Below are 22,805 nucleotides of genomic sequence, written 5' to 3'. Positions count from 1 at the left end.
GGGAGACAGCGCGCAAGAGATTAGTCCAGCCCTCGCTTGAGACGTCATGCCCCTTGATTGGCGCGTCGCGCAATTCGGCTGGCGCCTTCTGCCGCTGCCGGCTCCAGCGCCGAAATCTACAGACACCTGCGAGCCCACCGAGCGAACGACTTGATCGCTCCTCCCAATTGCAAATCAAGGAACACAACATGCAAACAGCCCTGCTTTCCCGACGATCCGCAATTTTCCTGCTCATGGCGACACTGAACATCGGATTGATGCCGATGGCTCACGGCGAGCCGTCTGCCTCCGATACGATCGTCGGGACCTGGGAAGCGGACGACGGCACCGTCAAACTCGACATGTTCAAGGCCGGAGCGGAATTCCAGGCGCGCATGCTCTACGGCAACGAGATCGTGGAAGCGGACAATGTCACATTCAAGAAGGACGCCAAGAACCCTGACCCCGCGCTGCGTTCGCGGACCCTTAAGAACATCGTCTTCATCACGGGCTTGCGCTGGGGAGACGGCGAGTGGAGCGGCGGCTCGATTTACGATGCCTCGTCGGGCCGCACCTACAACTGCAAGGCCACCGTCAAGGACGGCAAGATGCACCTGAGAGGATATCTCGGCCTTCCAGCCATGGGGCAAACCCGCACTTTCCACCGCGCCCGCGGGTGAGCAGGTTTCCGGCAATTCCGAACCGCCTTGCCAAGGCGCGGCCCATGTGCCGCGCCTTCCTCCGCGAATTTCCTCGCATGTACAATGACTTAAAACAGTCGTCGGAATTGGCGCGTTGTGCAAGTCTATTGGCGCGCTCTGTTAGTCAATTCGCTTCATGGAGGCCCCACAAGATAACCGAGAACGAAGAGAGGTTGGCATGTCTGACAAATCGAAGAGAACTGCGCTCGTGACCGGAGCTTCTTCCGGCATGGGGAAGGAAATCGCAAAGCGCCTGATGAAGGACGGCTTCCAGGTCTACGTTGCTGCACGTAGCATCGAGAAAATGGGCGACCTCGCAAAGCTCGGCGCGAAGCCATTGCGTATGGACGTGTCCAAGGACACCGAGATCAAAGCGGCTGTTGACGCCATCCTTGAAGAAGTCGACGGCATCGACGTGCTCGTCAACAACGCCGGGTTCGGACTGTACGGTCCCGTTGAGGACGTCGGCATCGACGAAGCGAGGTACCAGTTCGAAGTGAACTTGTTCGGTGCCGCCCGGCTGACGCAGCTCCTGCTGCCGAAAATGAGGGAGAAGCGCTCCGGGACGATCATCAACATCACCTCGATGGGCGGCAAGATCTACACCTTGCTCGGTTCATGGTACCACGCAACCAAGCATGCACTCGAAGGCTGGTCCGATTGTCTGCGGCTCGAACTCGCTCCGTTCGGCATCAAAGTGGTTGTGGTCGAGCCTGGCCTGATCGAGACAGGATTCGGTGACGTGGTTGCCAATGGACTGCTCAAGCGCTCAGGTACAGGCCCCTATGCCAGGCTGACGCACGCGGTCGCGAAATCGACCCGGGATGCTTATGGGCAGGGGCGCGGCACAAACCCGACCGTCATCGCTGACGTCGTCTCCAAGGCCGTGAATGAGGCCAAGCCGCGTACACGCTACGTCGCTGGCAAGTACGCCTTGCCCATGATCAAGATCCGCGAGTGGTTCGGCGATCGCATGTTCGATCGCGTGATCATGAGTCAGATGCGCTGGGATCGGGACCGGCAATGAGTGGGATGGCAGCAGACAGATGCAAGGTGCCACGGGCCTTCTGGCAGACCGTGGAGCAGATCGGGGTCCCGCCGGCGGCACTGCTGCGACAGGCCAAGTTGCCCGCAACCTTGCACCTGAACGAACAGGGGCAGGTCACCACTGCGCAGTTCTTTGCTCTCTGGAAGGCCCTTGAGGAGTTGAAGCCCGAGCCCGGTCTCGGTCTCAGGCTGGTCCAGAGTACCGAATCGGCCGTTCATCCCCCGTCGAGCCTGGCTGCGTTCTACGCAAGGGATTATCGCGACGGACTGCTCCGCATTGCACGTTTCAAGCGGCTTTGCTCGCCCGAGCAATTGCAGGTTAAGGAGAGCAAAGACGAATGCACGATCACGGCAGAGTGGCCGTACGCAAGCGAACCTGAGCCCTCGATTTCGACGGACGTGACCTTCGCAACCCTGGTCGAACTCGGGCGTCGGGGCACCTGGCAACACTTGACGCCGAAACGCGTGGAGCTGGTCCGTTCCCGCCCCAGCAGCGATGTCTACCAGAAGTATTTTGAATGTCCGATCCGTTATGGCTCGGCACGAAACCTGCTGATCCTGAAAACCGCTGACCTGGATCGTCCTTTTCCGGGGCACAACCAAGCACTGCTCGAAATTCTGACGCCAGCACTGGCGTCGGCACTAGGCGAGCTGCAAGCGCGCAGCTCGATCAAGGAGCAAGTGAAGGTCGTACTCAAGAGAAGCCTTGCGAGCGGACGGCCGGAACTGTCGGACGTGGCGCGTGACCTTGGGACTAGCGAGCGGACCCTCCAACGGCGCATAACCGAGGAAGGTGCGAGCTTCCGTGAGTTACTCGTTGAGGCGCGTCAAGAACTCGGGCGGCAACTTCTGTCGGATCCAACGGCTGAAATCGATGAGGTCGCGTGCCTGCTGGGCTACCAGGATGCAAGCTCCTTCTATCGCGCTTTCCGATACTGGGAAGGCGTGACGCCAAGCCGCTGGCGCGAGCTGCACGGCAACAAGGTTCACTGACCGTTCGGAGCCGAACGCAGCCAACATTGAGGCGATACTGAGAGCGCCTTGCCCTCCGCATGTCCTGCATCTTCTTTGGCGCCTGTGGCAACTTCGTTGGCGCGGTTCGCCACTGCCGATCGACCCTCCCGGCGCTACGAGAAAACCTGCAGACCAACTCAACTCACAAAGGGATATCGCATGTCTGGCAAAGTCTGGTTCATCACCGGGGCATCGCGCGGCTTTGGCCGCATCTGGGCCGAGGCCGCCCTCAAGCGCGGCGACAAGGTAGCGGCCACCGCCCGCATCATGGCGGACGTCGCTGATCTTGCGGACAGCTACGGTGACGCGGTGCTGCCAATGACGCTGGACGTGACCAATGCTCACGCGGTCCAGAACGTCGTGACCAGGGCTTACATGCACTTCGGAAGATTGGACGTCGTCCTCAACAACGCGGGTTACGCACTCGTTGGCGCGATCGAGGAGGCAAGCGAGGCCGATGTTCGTGCCGAGTTCGACACGAACGTCTTCGGCTCCCTTCGGGTCATTCAGGCCGCCCTCCCCCTGCTGCGACGGCAGCGCAGCGGCCATGTCATCGGTGTATCGAGCGTCGCGGGCGTCGTTGCCGGTCCCATCACCGGGTTCTACAACGCCTCGAAGTTCGCACTCGAAGCTCTTCATGAGAGTCTGGCGCAGGAGGTCAAGAGCTTCGGGATCAAGGTCACGCTGCTCGAGCCGGGCGCCTACGCGACAGGGTTCGCCAGCATGGCTTCGCTCAGGATCTCGCCCGTCATTGACGCCTACAGCAATACAAGGGCAGAGATGTTTGCGGCGGGCGCCAAGCTCGCATTCGGGGATCCGCAAGCGACGGCCGATGCGATCCTGAAGATCGTCGACGCCAAGAACCCTCCGTTGCGGTTCTTTGTCGGTACGGAAGGATTGCCGCGAGCCCGCGCTGCCTACGCCGAGCGGCTCGCGACGTGGGAAGCGTGGGAGCCTCTTTCCAACGCAGCGCAAGGCGATGCAAGGCAGCACAACATCGCATCGTAGTCGTGCCCTGCCGCCTTTCATGAAACGCGTCCGTTTGCTTGTCGTGAATGGAAAGAGAGGACAGTGATGAACGCCAGCGCCGTAGCAGACTTCTTTCAGTTCTTCCGCTCGTACGTTTCCAATCCCTGGCAAGTCTCGGCCGTAGCGCCATCAGGTCAATCGCTGGCGCGCCTGATGACGCAGGAGATCGTACCCGGCACCGGACCGGTGATCGAACTGGGGCCTGGGACCGGTATCTTCACCAAGGCGCTCATACGGCGCGGTGTGCCGGAACGCGACCTGTTGCTCGTCGAATACGGCTCAGATTTCGTCCGCCTTTTGCAGCAGCGTTTTCCGAGGGCGCGCTTGCTCTGGATGGATGCGCGCCAACTCTCGCAACACGAGCCGTTCATGGCGCCAGCCTCTGCGGTTGTCAGCGGGCTGCCGCTATTGTCGATGTCGCCGCGCAAAGTGATCGCAATCCTGGCCGGAGCCTTTCGCCACATGCAGGAGGGAGGCACGCTCTATCAGTTCACATACGGACCGCGTTGTCCGGTGCCACGGCCGATTCTCGATCGTCTTGGACTGAAGGCCAGCCTGGTCGGACGAACGGCGCTCAATATCCCCCCGGCATCCGTCTATCGCATCCGACGGCGCCCCCAGCGGCGCCTCTGAAATGACTCGGATGTTCTGTCCGACGGCGGCCTCGGACTCGCAGACGTCGAGCCCGTGAACCCTGGCCGATCGCAGGTACGCCGTCATGCCGTCCCGACACCGGCCGCCGCCCGCCGGTCCCTGAGGACAATCAGCACGACCACGATGCAGCCACTGGCCAGAAGCAACCAGTCCTGCGGCACGTGAAGGAGAATGGCGGCACTTCCGCCGATCAACGACCAAGCGAAGGGAACCACAAGAAGGGAGCGCGGCAGGCGCTCCGTCGTCAGCAGAAAAAATCCCAGCGTGAAGACGGTGACGGGACACGGCGTCACGCCGAACATCGGCAGCTCCGGATAGCTGTGGCCAACGATGACGCCAATGAGTGGGTAGATGATCGCAGCATAGGCGACCAATGCGACGCCGACCGCGGTTGCAAGGTCCGATCGCAATCCGAAGCGAATTTGGCAACGATACACGCCGGCATATAGGAGATAAATGCCCTGGGCGATAAACAGCGACGCAAAGAGATAGGCGGCCTTGTTGATTTGCGAGAACCAGAGTGCGTGATATGCGATCCCCGTCCACAGCCACATCGCAGCCAGGATTCCGGCGATCACGCGATCCGCGAGCTGGCCTCTTCGAAACAGCAACGCAACCGCTACACCGCCGAGCAGGTACGCGGCGATCTGGGCCGGCCAGATGGCACTGTTATACGCCACAAAGACCGCAAGGAACTCGTCCTGCGCAAAGGGTAGCATTGGGGTCACCCTGCCTCCCGATTCCAGCTATAGCCGCCGCTCAGGAGACGCCCTTTGACTTGACGCAAACCGTCACCCCAGGAGGCGAGCAAGGAGCCTGGAGCGCGGGTTTCGCGAAGCTCAGCCCACCCGGCTCTGCATCGCCTCTTCCGCATTGGGATCACCCGGCGCCGTCGCCCAGGCGAGCTCGACGAGCGTCACGATGCGCCGGCCGGCGCCGTCGAGCTGGCAGACGATCAGCCCCTGCTCCTCGATGTAGCTGAGCAGGCGCTGGGCGCGGCGCAGCGAGTGCGAGCCATAGGCGCGCGCGATCGCGATATCGCTCGGGCACGGCCAGCCCTCCTTCGCCGCGCGCGCGATCATCATGAAGACGCCCTGCATATCCTCCGGCAAGATCCCGGCGCGAAGCGTGACGTCCTCCCACGCCTCGTCATCAGCGAGATCGGAGCCGAGGCCTGCGCGAGCGCGCGTCAGCATGCGGCGGAATTCGCCGAGGTCAGGCACATCAGAACCGAGGCCCTCGATGCGGCAGCGAACCACGAACTCCTGATAGAGCACGCCGACAGCGCGAAATCCCGCATCGGGCTCGGCGAGGATCGCGCTGAGGATGCCGTCGACCCGCTCGCGCAGCTCGGCGATCTGCTCGGCGCTGAGGGGAATTTCGATCGCCTCGGGACGGATTTCTGTCGCCGCCGCCTTTGCCGCCCGGAGCTGGTCAAGAAGATCCGGTGACGGCCGGCGCTGGGGCCGGCCGGCCTCGGGCGGCGGGGCCGCCAAGATCACGGCGCGCGCATCCTCGAGCGCGGCTTCGGGGAGCGGCATCAGTTTTGGGCTGGCATTGCGCGCGCGCGTGTCGGTCGAACCGATGCGCAGGCCGAGCGGGCGGCGGGAGAGCGCCGGGCCGAGCGCCATGAATTGTCCGCGCTCCAGGTCCCTGAAGGCGTCGGCCTGCCGCCGCTCCATGCCGAGCAGATCGGCCGCGCGCGCCATGTCGATGTCGAGGAAGGTCCGGCCCATGAGGAAGTTGGAGGCCTCGGCCGCGACGTTCTTGGCGAGCTTTGCCAGGCGCTGGGTCGCAATCACGCCGGCGAGCCCGCGCTTGCGGCCGCGGCACATCAAATTGGTCATGGCGCCGAGCGAAAGTTTTCGCGCTTCGTCCGAAACTTCACCCGCGACGGCGGGAGCAAAGAGCTGGGCTTCGTCCACCACGACGAGCATCGGATACCAGTGGTCGCGCTCGACGTCGAACAGGCCACTGAGGAAGGCCGCGGCGCGCCGCATCTGGTTTTCGGCGTCCAGCCCTTCGAGATTGAGCACGGTCGAGACGCGGTGGATGCGCGCCCGCTCGCCCGCGACCTGAAGGCCCCGTTCGGTATGGTCCTCGGCATCGATCACGAGGTGACCAAAAGCCTCGTTCAGCGTCACGAAGTCGCCTTCGGGGTCGATGATGGCCTGCTGCACCCAGGCGGCGCTCTGTTCCAGGAGCCGCCGCAAGAGATGGGATTTGCCGGAACCTGAATTGCCCTGCACCAGCAGGCGTGTCGCAAGCAACTCCTCGAGGTCGAGAGTCGCGGGGGCGCCGGCGCTCGTGTGCCCCATCTCGATCGCAACAGTCATATTCCGACTCAAACTCTCCCCCAGCGGAGAGCGGGATTAACAACCCGATCGGGGCCCGTCGAGCGCAACGAGGGCCCACAGCTGCGTCGTCCACACGGCTGTAGGCGCGAGAATCAGGCCGCCTGCGCTTCCTCGTAAAGTCCAGCGATGAATTCGCTGAACGACGGCGCGAGCGGCAGGACGTAGCCCCAATTGTCCGACATCGCCTCGGCCAGGGTCCATGGCTTCTCGTATTCGGCGAGTTCATGGTCGACGAACCAGATCTGGCCGAAATGCGCCGGATCGATCGTCATGCAGATGGGATTGCCACCGTGGTCGCACATGATCCAGAGCAACTCGTCGACGGTCGGCCATTGCGGCTCGTTGCGCGCGTGGAGCAGCGAAGAGTCGGGATCGTCCTGACGCAAGCCCCCGACCATCTGGACGGCACCGGCCCAGTCTCCGTGCGGCCAGTTGAATTCAGCGCCAGCATTACAATAGCCGCCGGCACAGGCCAGCAGGAACAGGCGATAGTCGTCCGGCAACCGGCAGCCGATTTTGGCCTCGAATTCCTCGAGCGCGGCGGCCGTCGGCTTCGACGCATCGCCGCAATCGATCCCGGAGATGAATTTTGCGAGGTCCATGCGACATGCTCCCTGTCCAATGAGGTCCGGGTGTTCGTCGCAGCAGTGCGAGAAGTGGTTCGAGAGCTCGACCCGTCATCCTGAGGTGCGAACCATGCGACGCAGCGCGTCGCGTGGGGAGCCTCGAAGGATGAACGGCCCCGATGCAGCCGGGCCGTCGCCCTTCGAGGGCCGCTGAAGAAGCGGCCACCTCAGGGTGACGGTGACGCAGTTCTCAGAGCAGCTTCGCGCTCACGAACAGTGCGCGGACGGCATTCGTCGCCTGCACCGAGAGCATCGCGTTCTCGGCCGCGCCTTCGAGCGCCGCGACGGCCTCGTCATGCAGCGTGCGGAATTCCATCCACTCGACCGAGTTGAAGTTGGTGAGGAACTGATAGGCCTGGCCGACGGTCGCAATCGCCAGCGTATCGCCGTTCAGGCGAATCTTGAACGTGGTGCGCAGCGGGGTTTCGGAATTGGACGGGTCGCTCATACGCTGCTTCTGGAGGAGGACGGCTTAACGAAACGACAACGCAAGCGCGCGCCGTTTCGACAGGTGTCAGGAGTCGGAGGTCGTGCGGCGTGATGCGGAGGCCGCGCCGCTCAGGTTCGGCACGACGACGAGGCGGTTGAACTCGCCATTGTCGTAGGCCTTCAGGAACCGCTCGTAGTCCTTGATGGAAACACAGCCGTTGGAATCGCCGCCCGGCCCGAGCATGTAGCTGTGGGTCAACAGGCCGACGCGCCCGAGCGCGCTGCTGCCCTCGGCCGGAGTCATGCGCAGGGCCCGCACGCCGTGGAACAGTTTTTCGCGCGGCTTCAGGTCGTAGGTGGCCGGCGGTGTGGCACCGACCATGCGCTTGTCCACGTGATCCGGATCGTCCTTCAGGTTGCCCATGCCCGAATGCGCCTCTAGGACAAGACCACCCGGCAGGTACACCGCCCGCGCTGAGATGTCGTAGACCGCGGTCTGGGAATCATAGCCGAGGGCGGCGAGGTCAGGCCCCTTGCGGAATAGACCGTCGCCCGGCGTCAGCGACGCCAGTCGGATCTTCCCGGGCCACAAATCGCCCAGCTTTTGCAGCATCGTGCGGTTGTCGGTCGCGGGCGTTGTGCTGGCAAAGGCCTGGCTGGACGCGATCTGGGCCGCAATATCGGCTTGGGCCGGCCGCGACCGCGGCATCGGGATTTCGGTCTTCTGCACCGGTTGCCTGGCGTCCTCGGCCGGCGCGTCGTCGTCATCGGTATCTTCGGAAAGGCCCGCGCGCCAGTCCTGGTAGAGCAGCTGCTGGGCCAGGAGCGCCTTGGCATCCTGGAGCTTGAGGCGGAACGCGCTGACCGCCGAACGCTCAAGCGGCCGAATGCTGGAATCGGGGCCGGCCGGCGCGCTCGCCATCGGCGGGGCAAAGCGGTCGGCAAACGAGGCTTGGGGGCCCGGGGTCAGGGCTGCGGAGGCAAAAGGCGCTGCCGAATCTACGTCGGCGATCCAGGCCGCAGCACCAAGCGACAGCGCCATCGCAGCGAGCGACAGCATAATGGTCTCCCCCCGCCCGATACGGCGGCGGCGCGACAACAGCCTTTCGGCATGCCTTGCGTCGGAAACCATCAGATCCCCAAAATCGACCCTAACCCCCGGGGTGCCCAACCCCGTCGAGACTCTATACCAGCTATCATATCAGCGTCCAAAAGTGAGGCATAATCGCGACCGTCGAGGCAGCCCCAGGTAGCTAATGACCGCAACTTTCGACCTGAATCGCTTCGTCGAGGCCCAGGACGGGGTTTATCCGGGGGTTTTGGCCGAACTCGCCGGCGGCCGGAAGCGGAGCCACTGGATGTGGTTCATTTTCCCGCAGGTCACCGGCCTCGGCTTCAGCGCGATGTCGCAGCGCTATGCCATCGGCTCCCGCGAGGAGGCCGAGGCCTACCTGGCGCACCCCCTGCTCGGCCCGCGGCTGCTCGAATGCACCGGCCTCGTCCTCGCGGTGAAGGACCGCACCATCAATGGCATCATGGGCTCGCCCGACGACGTCAAGCTGCGCTCGTCAATGACGCTGTTCGCCGCCGTCTCGGACAATCCGGTGTTCGACCGCACGCTCGCCAAATATTTCGGCGGCGAGCGCGATCGCGCGACGCTGGACATCCTGGCGAGGCTCGATCAGCGGCCCTGAAACACGGCCGCCCGGCGCTCGACAAAGGACTGGATGCCTTCCTTCGCGTCGGCGCTGTTGAGGACACGATCCCTGATGTCAGGGATGTAGCCGATCGCCGCCGCCTCCCCGCCTTCGATATATTTGGCCGCCGCCTCCTTGGTGACCTGGATGCCGAGCGGCGCGTTGCGCGCAATGATCTCGGCGAGCGCCATGGCGCGGTCGATCTGCTGGCCCGCCGGCACGACCTCCTGCACGAGACCGATCTCGCGGGCACGCTGCGCCGAGAACTCGTCGCACAGAAACAGGTGATACATCGCTTCGCCCCAGCCGGCGCGCGACAGGAAGCGGAAATGCGCCCCGCCGAGCGGCGCGATGCCGCGCTTGGATTCCATCTGGCAGAAGCGCGCATCGTCGGCCGCCACCACGATGTCGCCCGCGAGCATCAGCTCGATGCCGATGGTGAAGACGATGCCCTGCACCGCCGTGACGACAGGCTTCCTGCAGCGCTTGCTGAGGCCGAAGGGATCGACGTTGCCCTCCTTGATGTTGCGCTTCTCCGCCGTCGGACCAAAGAATTTTGGCATGTCGAGGCCGGCGGTAAAGTCCCTGCCCTCGGCGCAGATCACGCCGACCCAATAGGTTTCGTTGGTATGGAGCTCGGTCAGCGCATCCGAGAGCTGCTCCATCATCGCTGGGCTGAAGGCATTCTTCTTCGCGGGATTGTCGATGATGATCTTGAAGATGTGGCCGTGGGCCTCGCTGCGGATCTGTCCTTCGGACATGTCGTGCTCCCTGTTTGGCGTGCGTTGGCGCGTGGCCGCCGATTGGATTTATATGACACTTGTCATACTTCACTTCGACGCTAGTATGTCAAGCGTCATATTCTCTGGATCCCGATGAATTCCACCACACGAAACAAGATGATCGCCGGCGCCGCCGACCTGATGAGCCGTCGCGGCGTCAATGCCACCAGCATGCGCGACGTCGTGCGCTACACCGCGACGCCGCGCGGCTCGATCGGTCACCACTTCCCCGACGGCAAGCCGCAACTGATCGCGGAAGCCGTGATGTTCGCCGGAAAGCAGGTCTCCATTCCCTTGGAAAAAGCACTCAACGAGCTTGGCGCGATCGCAGGGCTAAAGGCCTTCGTCGCATCCTGGCGCCGTCGACTGGTGACGACGACGTTCGAGGCCGGCTGCCCCGTTCTAGCGGTTGCCGTCGATCACTATGTCGGCGAGCCCTCAGACAAGGCCGAGGCGCTCGACGCCGCCGCGCAGGACCATCTGCTCGATCTCGCCAACGGCGTATTCGCCGACTGGCAGAAGATCATGCTCGCGGCGCTGCGGCGCGAGGGCCTGCCGGCGCCGCGCGCAAAACGCCTTGCCACGCTTGTCGTCGCGTCCATCGAGGGGACGGTTGCGCTATGCCGCGCGGCGCGCAGCGCGCTGCCGCTCGATCAGGTGGACCAGGAGCTGGAGCTGATCCTGTCCGACGCACTCAGCCAAACAACAAAATAAACGGAAGACGCCGATGGACCTCAGCCTGGCCGATTTCGGCCCCTTCGGAACGGGACGGCGACCTACGCGTAAAGCGTTTTCAAGCGAAATGGATCCCGGTTCGCGTAAGGGAAGCGCGTCAAAACAAGAATCTAGCCCCGCGCCGGCCCATCGCGGCCTTGATCGTAAACCCGAGATTAATCCGGCCAATCTATCGTTGCGGCGCTTTTCCGCCCGCAGCAAATTGCCCGGACCCCATCATGAAAATCGGTACGCTTCTGACCGCGGCCATCGTCTCGCTCTCGACCGTCGGCGGCGGCCTTGCCGTCTACGTCGCCGTCTCCCGGTACCAGACCATGGACCGGATCGCGGAGGCGCAGAGCCGGCTCGGAATCGTGCGCGCGGTCGGCGACATCCCGCGCTATCTCAACCCCGAGCGCGGTTTTGCCACCAACATCCTCTACGGGCCCGCGACGGTCGACCCCAGCCAGCGCGCCGAGCACGAGAAGCTGCGCAAGCTGACCGACGGCGCACGCGACAAGATGAACAATCTGCGCAAGGAGCAATTGCCGGGATCGCTCGACGACGGCGGCACGATCGCGAGCCAGATTGATGCGCTAAATGCGAAGTTTGGCGCCTTGCGCGAGTCCATCGACAAGGCCATCGATGGGCCTGCCGACGCGCGCAAGGACGCGGCGAAGAAGATCGTCGCCGATAATGCCGTGTTCAACAGCGGCGTCACGGCGCTGCTCAACGAGCAGGTCCGCCGCATGGCGATCCTCAACGGCGACGCCTACCGGCAGGCAAGCTACGCCAACGTCGCCTGGGCGCTGCGCGACGTCGGCGGCCTGAACGCCAGCCTGCACAAGAACCTCGTCGGCGCCAGGAAGGCGGCTACCGACGCCGAGAAGATCGACATCGCCCGCACGCAGGGCCGCAACGACCAGATCCTGATGTCGCTCCAGGAATTGCGCGGCAACCCCGCGACGCCGGCCAACGTCGCCGCTGCGCTCGAGAAAATGAACACCGACTATGTCGAGGGCTTTGGCCGCGAGCTGAAGCTGGTCAAGGACGGCGCGACAAGCGGCAAATACGAGATCGACATCGACACCTTCTATGCGGGCTCGCAGCGCGGCCTGGGCGCCGTCATCGGCGTGCGCGAGGCCTTTTATGACAATGCCGAGCAGGTCCTTGGCGCCGCCTATTCCTCCGCGCGGTTGAGCTTCATGATCGCGCTTGCCGGCCTCGCCGCCGTGCTCGTCGCCAGCATCGGCCTCGTCGCGATGGTCCGCCGCCGCGTCTGCGCGCCGATCGTGAGCCTCACCTCGCGGATGTCGGGCCTTGCGGGCGGCGACATGGCCGGTGAAATTCCCGGCGCCGCGCGCTCAGACGAGATCGGCGACATGGCCGCCGCCGTCCAGGTCTTCAAGGACAACATGATCAGGGCCGACCGGCTCGCCGCCGAGAAGCAGGCCGAGAACGACGTCAAGATGCGGCGCGCCCAGGTGCTCGACGAGCTCACCCGCGCCTTCGAGACCAAGGTCGGCGAGCTCGTCGGCGGGCTGTCGTCGGCGTCAGCCACGATGGAGAGCACGGCCCAGTCGATGACCTCGACCGCATCGACAACCAACAGCCAGGCAGCCGTCGTCGCTGCGGCGTCCGAGCAGACCTCGACCAACGTGCAGACAGTCGCGAGCGCCACGGAGGAGCTGACCTCCTCGATCGCCGAGATCGCCCGTCAGGTCGCCCAATCCACCGAGATCGCATCCCGCGCCGTCGACAACGCCCGCCGCACCGGCGACACCGCGCGCGCGCTCGCCGAAGGCGCCCAGAAGATCGGCGACGTCGTCACGCTGATTCAGAGCATCGCCGAACAGACCAATCTGCTCGCGCTCAACGCCACCATCGAAGCGGCGCGCGCAGGCGATGCCGGCCGCGGCTTTGCCGTGGTCGCCTCCGAAGTCAAATCGCTGGCCGGCCAGACCGCGAAGGCCACCACCGAAATCTCCGAGCAGATCTCCGCGATCCAGACTGCCAGCGACGAGACGGTTGCCGCCATCCGCAACGTCGCCGACGTCATCGCCGAGATCGACCAGATCGGGATTGCGATTGCGTCGGCGATCGAGGAGCAGGGTTCTGCGACCAAGGAGATTTCCCGCAGCGTCCAGGAGGCCGCCCGCGGCACCCAGGAGGTCAACAGCAACATCACCGGCGTGCAGCGTGCCGCCGACGACACCGGAGCCGCCGCCAACCAGGTGCTGGGCGCGGCCGAGCAGCTCTCGACCCAGTCGCGCGACCTCGCCGGTCAGGTGAACCGCTTCCTGTCCGAAGTCCGCGCTGCGTAACGCTCTCCCCTAGTAAGGCGGTTTCTTTCTGGCGCGCTGGCCTTTCGCGGCCTCGACCCACCACAAGAGGTCGTCGGCGAAGCGCGGGAAGGCGCGTTCCAGCGCGGCACCGCCCTCGCCGGTCGGCTCGCCTGCCTCCGACAAGGACTGCGCGATCGGGCCGACGGCGATCGTGCTCGACACCACCACCATGCCCATTTCCGACAGCGTTCCGTGCCACGCGGTCGCCGCGCGCGCGCCGGAGAAGCGGCCGGCGGAATAGCTCGCGATCGCCGCGGGCCGCCAGAACCACTCCTCGAGGAAATGATCGGTGAGGTTCTTCAGGCCGGGCTGGATGCCCCAATTATATTCGCCGGTGACGAAGATGAAGCCGTCGGCTTCCCGGATCCGGGTCGCGAGCTTCTCCAGCGCCTCGGGCGCCTGGCCCTTGGGATGTTCCTTGTACATGCGATCGAGCATCGGCAGGCCGATGGCCTTGGCGTCGATCAGCTCGACGTCCTCGCCGCGGCGGCGCAGGCGCTCGATGACGAAATGCGCAAGGCGAATGCCCATGCGGTCGGAACGGTAGGAGCCGTAAAGGACGAGGATGCGGTTGCTCATGACGGCATACTAAAGCGTTTTCAAGCGAAATGGATACCGGTTCGCGTCAAGAAAACGCGTCCAACAAGGATCTAGCGCATGGCTGGATGCGGGCCGAGTCGCGCCCGCGCAAGTCCTCACGTCCTGCGGGCGCGCTCCAGCGTTTCCGACGGCGTTTCGCCGAACCGGTCGCGATAGCTCTTGGAAAAATCGCTGAGATGCCAGAAACCGAAAGCGAGAGCTGTGGACTTCACACTCTCGGGGCCGGTCAGCAATCTCTTGCGCACGAGCCACAACCGCCTCAGGCGCAGATACCGGTGCAGGCTCATGCCGCGATAGCGCTGAACCGCGTCGTGGATGCTGCGGACAGAGAGGCCGAGTTTCCTCGCCACTTGCTCGCTGTAAATGGGCTGACCGAGATCGTCCGACAGCAGCGCCCTGATATTCTGGAAAATCTTGAGGTGCCGCTCATCGTTCGGGCGCACCGTCCATCGCGCCGGAACGACGGCTGCGAATGCTGCATCGATCGCACCAAGCAGGGATTGCCGCATCGCCGCCGCCTTCAGGCGCGCCTCGATCGCGTCAGCAGGCTCGGATGCGGCGGCGATCACTTCCGTGATGAGCCGTCGCAACTGATGAAGTGCGACTGTGCTCGTTTCAGCAATCCTGAAGCTCGCCTTCGTCTCGGGCCAGCCGCGATCCTTCACCTCCGGTGTGAACACGACGAAAGCAAATTGTCGCTCCACCTCTTCAAATGTGTTGTAGGCGCCCCCGCCGCTTCCGATCACGATCGCCGCACGGTCGCGCTGTGCGCCGTTGAAGCGAACGGGAACCTCGTGGTCGTCCATCAAGAAGCCGACCGCGGTGCAGTTCGGCGCGAGCTGCGCATCGATGACGCGCGGAAAGGCCTTGGTGAAACTGACGTTGCAGCCGGGGAGATTGAGGATCACCTGCTCGGCCGCGATTTTGCGCACGAGCGGCGTGAATTCGACATTGAGAGCTCGTATGGAACTGCGGAACTCGTCAACGTCGGTAAATCGATACGTCCTTGGCGCCAACATTGGCGCTCTGTCATCAATGCCCATGGAACTTCTTGAAAATGGCGCGTGATTAAATGACGCGCGTCCGACAAATAGCCGGCGCTATTTCCCTCCCTGCTGGCGATCCCCGTGAGCCAATCCGTCGGCTCACATATGCTCGTTGCAATGCATAAAATCGAAAGAACAACTGCAGACGGCGTGATCTGCCAAATTTCGATAGTCTTTTCCGGCGCTGAAATACCCGAACGACTCAAATCTATAACTCATGTTAACAACTTTGGCGCGCAATTGAACCGTTAGAACGTAGTGCTTTTTCAGAGTTTACCAGGCCCGCCATGCGCGCGATTTCGCCTGCGGATATTGTCGTCGAGCTGGAGGATGCGATCGCGGCCTGCCCGCCCGAACGCTGCCTCCTCATCCTCGAGCAGACCACTTCGTTGCTCGTTGCAAGCCAGGATCGGCTCAAAGAGCGACAGGTCAGTCTTCTTGACGATATCCTCCTCCACCTGATGGAACGCATCGCGCCCGATGCGCTGGTTCCACTCAGCGTCTCGCTTGCCGACCTGAAGATCGGCCCTAAGAAGATGCTGCGACGTCTTGCCGCTCATGAGGATCCCGCGGTCGCTGCCCCCGTCCTGCGGAACTCGCCGCTTCTCACGCAGGACGATCTGGAAGCGATCGCCTCGGCGCGCGGCGAGCAGCATCTCCTCGCAATCTCGGGCCGGCGCAAAATCGAGAAAGCGCTCGCCGATATCCTGGCCAAGCGCGGCGGCAAGAAGGTTTGCCTCGCGATCGCCAGGAACCAGGGCGCCCAACTGTCCGACGCCGCCTTTGCGATCCTGGCGGCCCGGGCCGAGCATGACGGCGAGCTCACGAAGGAACTGGTGCTGAGACCGCACGTCCCCGACATGGTGGTCCGAAAACTGCTCGCGGCGGCATCGCCGGAGGCGGCAGCGAGCGTGCAGAGCGCGGCCACGTCCATCGAGACTGGCGGCTCGGCAAGGACTGGTGGCCGGCCGTGCGCCGCCGACTATGCGGATGCGCGCCCCCAGATCGTTGCGCTCAACCGCATCGGCAAGCTGAACGACTCCGCCGTGAACCGCTTCGCCATCCGCGGCGAGACCGCAAACTTGCTGACCGCATTGTCAGTTCTGTCGGGAGCCCCGATCGACATCATCGAAACGGTCGTTGCGGACAAAGATTGCGAAGGCCTGGTAATGGCCTGCCGGGCGTCCCGCCTGAACTGGCAGACCACACTTGCCATTCTCAGCAATCGCGGCGGCTCGCGGCTCTCCTTCGACGAGCGCGAACGCGCCCAGCAATTATTCGAGACGCTGTACCTCTCGACCAGCCAATGGGCGGTCCGCTGGGGCGAAATGGCCGCCGGCGCGGGAGCTGCGTCCAAGGACGGCAAAGTTGCAAGATCGGAGGGCGGCCGATGAGATTCGATAATCGCAAAGCGCTTCGGGTGCGCATGGATCACCGCCAGCCCGTCAATTTGATGGGCTCGGATGGAACGTGGCGACGTAGTTGCGTCCTGCTCGACATCTCGGACACCGGCGCCAAGGTCGAAGTCGAAGGAACCCTCGACGTGCTCCAGGCCAAAGAGTTCTTCCTGGTGCTGTCGTCGACAGGACTGGCCTACCGGCGCTGCGAGCTGGTCTGGATCGACGGCACCACAGCGGGCGTTCACTTCATCCTCGCGAACAAGAAGGGCCAGAAGGCAGCCGCACCGTTGGCCACGGCGCAGCAGAAGCCGGCGGCGAGCAAATAAGACACACACCGGATCACTTTGAACTCCAACAGAACCTAGACGACTCGTGCAGAATGCAAGGCCAGTCAGGCACGCCGAAAATCGCGACGGCACCCGGGATGCGGCGATGGCGAACGCCTTTGTGCACGTGCTGGCCGACAGCTCGGACAAGCTGACGGGCGTTTGCTCGATCCTGGGACGCAGATTCACCGTCGCCGGCGAACGGCTCGACGCCGAGGCAAAGCTTCCCCACACCCCGCTTGCCGTTGTGGTGCGCGCCGATTTGCGTGCGGTCGAGAACATCGCGGCGCTGAAGAGGCGCGCCTCCCGCTTCGCCAAGGCGGCCAAGCGCATCTTCATCGTCGAGCAATACTCCCACCACAGCATCTCGCAGGCTTACGCCCTCGGCGCAACGCTCGTGCTTCCTGGAACGATCGACCGCATCAGGCTGCTGGCTGCATTGAGCGATCCGGCCGAGGCGGAAGCCGGATCGTCAGGCCACCCCCCGCGGTCGGACGACGCCGCCGAAACCGGGGCTACCGCCATCGCATCCATGTTCACCTCGCTCATGCTGGGCGAGGCGATCGATATCGACGGCACCAGGGAGGCCGGCCGCAAGATCGCGGCCCGCATTTCCGAGCATGGCTTGTCCGAATGGCTCACGACCGTGCGGCGCCATCATGAGGGAACCTATCAGCATTGCCTGCTGGTGACGGGTATCGCGATCGACTTTGGCCTGAGCCTTGGAGTACGGAAAGCCGACGTCGAGCGGCTCTGCACGGCCGCCATGTTCCACGACATCGGCAAGGCCAGGATTCCGCTGGCGATCCTCGACAAGCCCGGACGTCTCGACGCGCAAGAACGCGCGCTGATCGAAACACATCCCGCCGCGGGATTTGATTTTCTGAAGGACCACAAAGACATCTCGCCCGAGATCCTCGACGCCGTCAGGCATCATCATGAATTTCTCGACGGCAGCGGCTATCCGGATGCGCTCTGCGCCGAGAGCATCACCGATATCGTTCGCATCCTCACCATCTCCGACATCTTCGCGGCCCTGATCGAGCACCGGCCCTACAGGCCGACGATGCCGCGCAAGGAGGCCTACGACATTCTCTGCGGGATGAACGGAAAACTGGAGAAGGCGCTGGTCGCGTCGTTCAAGCCAGTGGCCCTGACGCGGTGATCGGTATCGCGCCGATCAGTGCGTGGCGCGGTATCTGGATCGGCGCAGCATCGACTGAGACGCCAGCCCGTCCGCCAACCGCTTCATGTCTTCGTGTCTGCCAGAGCGGATCAGGCGGCCGAACTCGTCGGGTGTGAAAGGCAGGCTGGGATCGTCCTCTACCGGACGCCGCACACGTGGCCCGAAGAACCATCGAACCAGGCTAGCCAGCCGCCGCATATTAAATCCCTCGCGCCAGCAACAACCCTCTTGGGAGCTGTATTGTTCCTGCTGATGCGAAGAGATTGCAAGACCCAACTCACGCGTCGTCACCGAATTTTATCGGACAGCGGAGCGTACCGGCCTACCCGATCCGCTTCAGCGTCTCGATATCGTGCATGGCGCTGGTCAACGCCCCGTTGCGGTCGCGCACGAATGTCTCGAGACCCGCGAGCACCGTGTTGATCGTCTGGAGATTCTTGAACATCTCCTCGATCTGAGTCACGATGCCGTCGAAGCCTTCCTGGGTCCGGATCAGCTGATCGCGGGTCGCGGTGATGTTGCTGCCAAGCGACTCGATTGAGGTCTCCATGCCTCCAATCGAGGTGTGCGTGCGCGTCAGGCTGCTTCTTGTGTCCTGGGCGAGCTTTTTCACCTCGGTCGCCACCACCGAGAAGCCGCGACCCGCCTCGCCGGCCCGCGCCGACTCGATGGTCGCGTTCAGCGCCAGGAGATTGGTCTGGCCTGCGATCGTATCGATGATCTTCAAGATATCGCGCAACCCGTTCATGGACTGCGTGAGGCCGGCAAACTCCTGCGACAGCGCGGTGGTGTCGGTGGCCTTCGCTGCCGACTGCGCGTTCGCCGTGATGACCGCGCGAATCTGCTCCACCATGGTGCTGATGGACGCGGTCCGCCGGATCGCGCCTTCGACCTTGCCGCTGAGCGCGGCGCTTGCGCCCAGATAGTCCGTCAGCCGCCGGACGATGTCGTCCTTGATGCGGTTCAACATCACCATGCGGTTGAGATAGGCACGGGTAAAATACTCGACGAAATGCGCGTAGTGGATCGGGAACATCTCGATGAAGGGATCGGACAGCGGCTCTTGCCTGACATCGAAGAACACAATCGCCGTCAGCGTCTGGTTGATGTTGATGCCGAACAGCTCGCCGAAGGTCGAAAAGCCCGCAACCGGCATCGGCCATAGGCCGCTCATGCTGCGCAACTGTGCCTCGTTGTTGAGACGCCGCAGGATGCAGTCGTTCAGGATCGCTCCGATCGGAGGCGGCTTGTCCCGCAGGAAGGCCTCGAGATCGCGCCGCGTCTGATCGACGAAATCGGTTGCTTCCAGTAGCTCGAGCCGATCGCCCGAATTGACGTCGCAGAAGAACGAGATCACGCCCGTCTCGGCATCGATGCCGGCGACCGAGCGCACGAACAGGTCCCCGCCGACCTCGATGCCGAACGAGTAGCGCGACATCTTCGACATCACGTTCGCGGGCGTCGTGTTCAGCGCCTCCGCGAGCACGGCGGCGAACGGCCGGATCTCGTTCGCCGAAACATCCATCACGCCCGATGCCGTGCGCCGGTCGGGATCGGCGCCCATCACGACGAAGGATTTGCCCGTCTTCTTGAAGTTCTGCGTCTTGAACACGCTGTAGGCGCGACCCGGCGCAAGCTTCATGAAGATGACGACGGCGTGATTCTCGAGAATCTTGCGGCCGTCGCTCAGGTAGGTGTTCTTGAAATCGAGCTTGCCGCCGGCAGAGCCACCCACAAAGGCGCACGGGAATTTGCCGGCCCGATACACGGCCTCCATCAGATAGCTCTCCGAGGCCGACACGCCGTCGACGATGGCGAGCGCAATCGTGTCACGCACGTCGATCGCGAAAGGCGTCCTGATCGAGGCGACGTCGCGGGCAATCGCATCGATGCGCGCTTCGTGCGCCGTGCCGGGCTGCCCGCTGCGAATGTCCGAGTTGTGCAGGGGTATGCTGTGGATGCTGATCGCTTGCAGAAGATCCGGCGGGAAGACCTGCACGACGACGGACGACCAAGTCGTGCCGGTCGGCTTGTAGAGGGATTGGCCTGCCGAGCACAGCTCGCCGGCCGTCGAGACCGTGATGACCGGCGTCGTGCCGGCCAGCCGCTGCAGCGACGAGGTCACGCGCGCAAAGTCGGTGTGCGGTGAGACGAATGCGATCGCCAGCGGCGCGTGAACGCCGTCGAAGATGAAATCCTCAGGGGAGATCGTGTTCAGCCGGTCGTCGCACTCCAGCACGCGGATCGCGCAAGCCGCGCGAACGGCCGGGGGCTCGTCGTGAACGTCGGGAACGATGGAAACGGTCGGCTGCTTATGATTTGCCTTGAAAAGAGAAGAAAGCATCGGAATACCCCAAGCGACGCCTGCTGCGCCTCTGGCCACGACGCCTACGCGCTCGGTATTGCCATTCAGTTATGATTGGTGCGGCCTACGACCTTGGTCGGTATCAAATGCTCCGAACGGCTAAGGCAACGCCGTGGAATTGCGGGCGCTCGAACGGCGAGCCATCGTCAGCAACGCGACGCATCTCGAAATCGGAATTATCTTTCCTGCGTTCGAACAAGCCTGCACATGATTCGTTGCGCAACGACGGCGCTAATCGGCAAACCCGACGTAGCGCACGAACTCTCGGTTATCTTCGCGATCGGAGCGCACCGCGTTCGCGGCAAACGTATCGTCGGGATATCCCATCGCGACACAGGTCATGATGACCTCGTCTTCGGGGATGCGCGCGACCTCGCGCACGATGTCGGAGCGCATGATGCCCTGCCCGTTGATGACCGAGCCGAGCCCGCGATCCCACGCCGCCAGCACGATACCGTAGCAGAGCGCTCCGAGATCGAAGTGGCAGACCGCGCCGGGGTCCAGCACGCGATCGTAGGTCAGGACCAGCGACACCGGCGCGTCGAACTGGCGGAAGCCGCGCAGCACCCAATCCTGCCGCATCGGCTTGTCGTCGCGCGCGATCCCCATCGCGCCGAACAGTTTCTTGGCGATGTCGACCTGCCTGCTGCGATGAATGCCCTGATATTCGCCATGGCTGACGATGTCGCGCTTGACCTTGGCGCCGGCGACCATCTCCTCCATGTTGCGGCGACGAACGTCCTCGAGCGGCGCGCCCGTGAGCACGTGGACGTGCCAGGGCTGCGTGTTCATCGAGGACGGCGCACGCTTGGCGACATCGATGATCGCCTCGATCACCGGCCGCGGCACCGCCCTGCTTCTTGAAACCGCGCACGCTGCGACGCGACTGCACCAGCTCTTCGAATTCCACGTCTCTTGCTCCCTGCCCTTGCGCGCGTCCCGCCCGACACTTGCATCGACGCAACGCGGGCATGACGGACCGGCCGATTGCCGGCGCGGCGCGCGAAATCTATGCTAACGGCCAATCGAAACCAAGAAGCCTCAATTTAGGAAATCCAGGGAATAGCCATGGCTGCACCGCTCGATCCCGTCATCGCCCAGATCATTCCGCTGCTGCCGCTGCGCGACCCCGCGACCATGACACCGCAGAGCGCCCGCGATTCCTTGCGTGCACTCGCTGCCGCGCGCGCGGCGGTGCCGCCGCCGGCCGTCGACAGCGTCGGGGATATCGAAGTGAAAGGCGGTGCAGGGCCGATTCCCGCGCGCGTCTATCGCGTCGGCTCGGGACCGGCACCGACGGTGGTGTTCTTCCATGGCGGCGGCTGGGTCGCGGGCGATCTCGAAACGCATGACCGGCAGGCGCGGTTTCTCGCGATCGAGACCGGCGCGGTCGTCGTGTCCGTGGACTACCGGCGGCCGCCGGAGACGCGCTTCCCAGGCGCGTTCGAGGACGCCTTTGCGGCGACACGTGACATTTTCAACCGTGTCGCGGAATTTGGCGGCGATGCAAAACGGCTCGGGGTGGCCGGCGACAGCGCCGGCGGCAACCTCGCGGCTGCAACGGCCATTGCCTGCCGCGACGCCGGCATCAAGCTCGCCGGACAGTTTCTCGTCTATCCCGCGACCGACACCGTCGGCAATTACGCCGATGCGCGCGAGAACGCCCGCTTCCCCTCGCGCAGCGAAAACGCCGAAGGCTATTTTCTGTCACGCGCGGTGATGGAATGGTTTGCCGGTCACTATCTTGCGGATCCTGGTCAAGCGACGGACTGGCGCGTCTCGCCGCTGCGTGCCGCGTCACTCGCGGGTGTCGCACCCGCCGTGGTCACGACAGCCTGGTTTGATCCGCTGCGCGATGAAGGCGCGGCCTATGCGCGGGCGCTCGAAGCCGCCGGCGTGCGCGTCAAGCATCACGAAGGCCCCGGCCTGATCCACGGCTATTTCAGCATGGGCGAGACGTCGGAGGTCGCGCGCGCCGAGGCGCAGCGCGCCCGCTCTGATTTCAAGGCCCTGCTCGCGCGCGGCGTCTGAGAGGAAGGCTAGCCCCGTCGCGCCCGCTGCGCGTCGGTGTGGCCCCAGGTCTCGTCCCAGTCCTGACCCGACGCATCCACCACACGACCGTCGGCCTCAAAAAACTTGTTGGGCACCTGGAAGATCGCCAGGATCAGCGCGCCGTCGGGGCACCAGGCGGCGTGGCGGCTGCCGGCCTCACGCCAGATGAACTCACCGGCCTTGCAGGCGATGCCCTTGGCCGGGCCCTCCTTGTCGACCAGCGCGCCTTCGATCACGTAGCTCTGCTCGATGCCGACATGCTCGTGGTCGGGCAGCACCGAACCCGGCGCAAAGCGCATCAGGGCCGTCATCAGTCCGGTGGAGCGGTCGAACAGCAGCGTCTTGGCCTCGCAGCCGGGAAAACGCGTTGTTTGCCATTCCATGCCTTGCGGCTGCACGAGATGGGAATGCTGATCGGCGGTCTGGGGGCCTGTCGGGCTCACGGCGTCCATCACG

At 63.9% G+C, this 22,805-nt stretch carries 23 protein-coding genes and 1 pseudogene; 12 read left to right on the top strand and 12 right to left on the bottom strand.

Translation table 11 applies throughout. The features are described from left to right. The first annotated feature begins 188 nt into the window (after positions 1-188). The 5 genes from JQ632_RS18600 to JQ632_RS18580 all read left to right on the top strand — a co-directional run bounded on the left by JQ632_RS18600 (position 189) and on the right by JQ632_RS18580 (position 4,403). Positions 189-659, top strand: a complete 471-nt coding sequence (locus JQ632_RS18600; RefSeq protein ID WP_249152230.1) for a DUF2147 domain-containing protein — start codon at positions 189-191, stop codon at positions 657-659. A gap of 199 nt (positions 660-858) precedes the next feature. Then, positions 859-1,707, top strand: a complete 849-nt coding sequence (locus tag JQ632_RS18595; RefSeq protein WP_212404082.1) for an oxidoreductase — start codon at positions 859-861, stop codon at positions 1,705-1,707. Between the two features lie 5 nt (positions 1,708-1,712). Beyond that, the gene (locus JQ632_RS18590) at positions 1,713-2,720 is read left to right on the top strand and encodes an AraC family transcriptional regulator (RefSeq protein WP_249152229.1); all 1,008 of its coding nucleotides are present in this window, start codon (positions 1,713-1,715) and stop codon (positions 2,718-2,720) included. 180 nt (positions 2,721-2,900) lie between these two features. Continuing rightward, positions 2,901-3,749 (top strand): SDR family NAD(P)-dependent oxidoreductase, encoded by an 849-nt coding sequence (locus tag JQ632_RS18585; protein ID WP_212404081.1) that lies wholly within the window; start codon positions 2,901-2,903, stop codon positions 3,747-3,749. A gap of 66 nt (positions 3,750-3,815) precedes the next feature. Further along, complete coding sequence (locus tag JQ632_RS18580; RefSeq protein ID WP_212404013.1) at positions 3,816-4,403, top strand: class I SAM-dependent methyltransferase; 588 nt, start codon at positions 3,816-3,818, stop codon at positions 4,401-4,403. A gap of 83 nt (positions 4,404-4,486) precedes the next feature. On the opposite strand, the gene JQ632_RS18575 is transcribed toward JQ632_RS18580, so the two are convergent. The 5 genes from JQ632_RS18575 to JQ632_RS18555 all read right to left on the bottom strand — a co-directional run bounded on the left by JQ632_RS18575 (position 4,487) and on the right by JQ632_RS18555 (position 8,896). Continuing rightward, positions 4,487-5,143 (bottom strand): DUF6064 family protein, encoded by a 657-nt coding sequence (locus tag JQ632_RS18575; protein WP_212404012.1) that lies wholly within the window; start codon positions 5,141-5,143, stop codon positions 4,487-4,489. Positions 5,144-5,263: 120 nt separating this feature from the next. Then, positions 5,264-6,760: an ATP-binding protein gene (locus JQ632_RS18570; RefSeq protein ID WP_212404011.1), complete on the bottom strand. Its 1,497-nt coding sequence runs from the start codon at positions 6,758-6,760 to the stop codon at positions 5,264-5,266. Positions 6,761-6,873: 113 nt separating this feature from the next. Beyond that, a complete protein-coding gene (locus tag JQ632_RS18565; protein ID WP_212404010.1) occupies positions 6,874-7,383 on the bottom strand; it encodes an SMI1/KNR4 family protein in 510 nt (169 codons plus the stop codon). Between the two features lie 214 nt (positions 7,384-7,597). Continuing rightward, a complete protein-coding gene (locus tag JQ632_RS18560) occupies positions 7,598-7,855 on the bottom strand; it encodes a hypothetical protein (RefSeq protein WP_212404009.1) in 258 nt (85 codons plus the stop codon). 66 nt (positions 7,856-7,921) lie between these two features. After that, positions 7,922-8,896 (bottom strand): DUF2778 domain-containing protein, encoded by a 975-nt coding sequence (locus JQ632_RS18555; RefSeq protein WP_212404008.1) that lies wholly within the window; start codon positions 8,894-8,896, stop codon positions 7,922-7,924. 196 nt (positions 8,897-9,092) lie between these two features. Between JQ632_RS18555 and JQ632_RS18550 the strand changes: the two genes are divergently transcribed. After that, positions 9,093-9,530 (top strand): DUF1810 domain-containing protein, encoded by a 438-nt coding sequence (locus JQ632_RS18550; protein ID WP_212404007.1) that lies wholly within the window; start codon positions 9,093-9,095, stop codon positions 9,528-9,530. On the opposite strand, the gene JQ632_RS18545 is transcribed toward JQ632_RS18550, so the two are convergent. Beyond that, entirely contained in the window at positions 9,518-10,294 is a 777-nt protein-coding gene (locus tag JQ632_RS18545) for a crotonase/enoyl-CoA hydratase family protein (RefSeq protein WP_212404006.1), read from the bottom strand. The two genes, JQ632_RS18550 and JQ632_RS18545, sit on opposite strands and share 13 nt — an antisense overlap. Before the next feature lie 114 nt (positions 10,295-10,408). On the opposite strand from JQ632_RS18545, the gene JQ632_RS18540 reads away from it, so the two are divergent. Further along, positions 10,409-11,029: a TetR/AcrR family transcriptional regulator gene (locus JQ632_RS18540; RefSeq protein WP_212404005.1), complete on the top strand. Its 621-nt coding sequence runs from the start codon at positions 10,409-10,411 to the stop codon at positions 11,027-11,029. A 239-nt stretch (positions 11,030-11,268) separates the two neighbouring features. Next, the gene (locus JQ632_RS18535; RefSeq protein ID WP_212404004.1) at positions 11,269-13,353 is read left to right on the top strand and encodes a methyl-accepting chemotaxis protein; all 2,085 of its coding nucleotides are present in this window, start codon (positions 11,269-11,271) and stop codon (positions 13,351-13,353) included. A 9-nt stretch (positions 13,354-13,362) separates the two neighbouring features. On the opposite strand, the gene JQ632_RS18530 is transcribed toward JQ632_RS18535, so the two are convergent. From JQ632_RS18530 to JQ632_RS40300, 3 genes are all read right to left on the bottom strand, one after another. Continuing rightward, a complete protein-coding gene (locus JQ632_RS18530) occupies positions 13,363-13,953 on the bottom strand; it encodes an NADPH-dependent FMN reductase (RefSeq protein WP_212404003.1) in 591 nt (196 codons plus the stop codon). Between the two features lie 116 nt (positions 13,954-14,069). Then, entirely contained in the window at positions 14,070-15,017 is a 948-nt protein-coding gene (locus JQ632_RS18525) for an AraC family transcriptional regulator (protein ID WP_212404002.1), read from the bottom strand. 269 nt (positions 15,018-15,286) lie between these two features. Then, complete coding sequence (locus JQ632_RS40300) at positions 15,287-15,580, bottom strand: hypothetical protein (RefSeq protein WP_312015628.1); 294 nt, start codon at positions 15,578-15,580, stop codon at positions 15,287-15,289. Here JQ632_RS40300 and JQ632_RS18520 point away from each other — a divergent pair. The 3 genes from JQ632_RS18520 (at position 15,557) to JQ632_RS18510 (ending at position 17,911) form a co-directional block, all read left to right on the top strand. Then, positions 15,557-16,414: a DUF2336 domain-containing protein gene (locus JQ632_RS18520; protein ID WP_312015627.1), complete on the top strand. Its 858-nt coding sequence runs from the start codon at positions 15,557-15,559 to the stop codon at positions 16,412-16,414. The two genes, JQ632_RS40300 and JQ632_RS18520, sit on opposite strands and share 24 nt — an antisense overlap. Then, positions 16,411-16,746 carry a PilZ domain-containing protein gene (locus JQ632_RS18515; RefSeq protein ID WP_212404000.1) on the top strand — a complete coding sequence of 112 codons (336 nt, stop codon included), beginning with the start codon at positions 16,411-16,413 and terminating at the stop codon, positions 16,744-16,746. The genes JQ632_RS18520 and JQ632_RS18515 overlap by 4 nt, the downstream gene beginning before the upstream one ends. Positions 16,747-16,852: 106 nt before the next feature. Next, entirely contained in the window at positions 16,853-17,911 is a 1,059-nt protein-coding gene (locus JQ632_RS18510; RefSeq protein WP_212403999.1) for an HD-GYP domain-containing protein, read from the top strand. A gap of 343 nt (positions 17,912-18,254) precedes the next feature. Here the strand turns inward: JQ632_RS18510 and JQ632_RS18505 are convergent, their stop codons facing one another. Both JQ632_RS18505 and JQ632_RS18500 read right to left on the bottom strand, forming a co-directional pair. Continuing rightward, positions 18,255-20,276: a methyl-accepting chemotaxis protein gene (locus tag JQ632_RS18505; RefSeq protein WP_212403998.1), complete on the bottom strand. Its 2,022-nt coding sequence runs from the start codon at positions 20,274-20,276 to the stop codon at positions 18,255-18,257. A gap of 252 nt (positions 20,277-20,528) precedes the next feature. Further along, a pseudogene (locus JQ632_RS18500) lies at positions 20,529-21,207 on the bottom strand (nitroreductase). A gap of 158 nt (positions 21,208-21,365) precedes the next feature. On the opposite strand from JQ632_RS18500, the gene JQ632_RS18495 reads away from it, so the two are divergent. Next, positions 21,366-22,328 (top strand): alpha/beta hydrolase, encoded by a 963-nt coding sequence (locus JQ632_RS18495; RefSeq protein ID WP_212403997.1) that lies wholly within the window; start codon positions 21,366-21,368, stop codon positions 22,326-22,328. An 8-nt stretch (positions 22,329-22,336) separates the two neighbouring features. Here the strand turns inward: JQ632_RS18495 and JQ632_RS18490 are convergent, their stop codons facing one another. Next, positions 22,337-22,801 carry a cupin domain-containing protein gene (locus tag JQ632_RS18490; protein WP_212403996.1) on the bottom strand — a complete coding sequence of 155 codons (465 nt, stop codon included), beginning with the start codon at positions 22,799-22,801 and terminating at the stop codon, positions 22,337-22,339. Positions 22,802-22,805: the final 4 nt, after the last annotated feature.

The sequence above is a fragment of the Bradyrhizobium liaoningense genome (assembly GCF_018130955.1).
Taxonomy (GTDB): Bacteria; Pseudomonadota; Alphaproteobacteria; order Rhizobiales; family Xanthobacteraceae; genus Bradyrhizobium; species Bradyrhizobium liaoningense_C.
The sequence above is the reverse complement of the archived record's forward strand: the minus strand, read 5'-3'. Positions and strand labels throughout refer to the sequence as shown.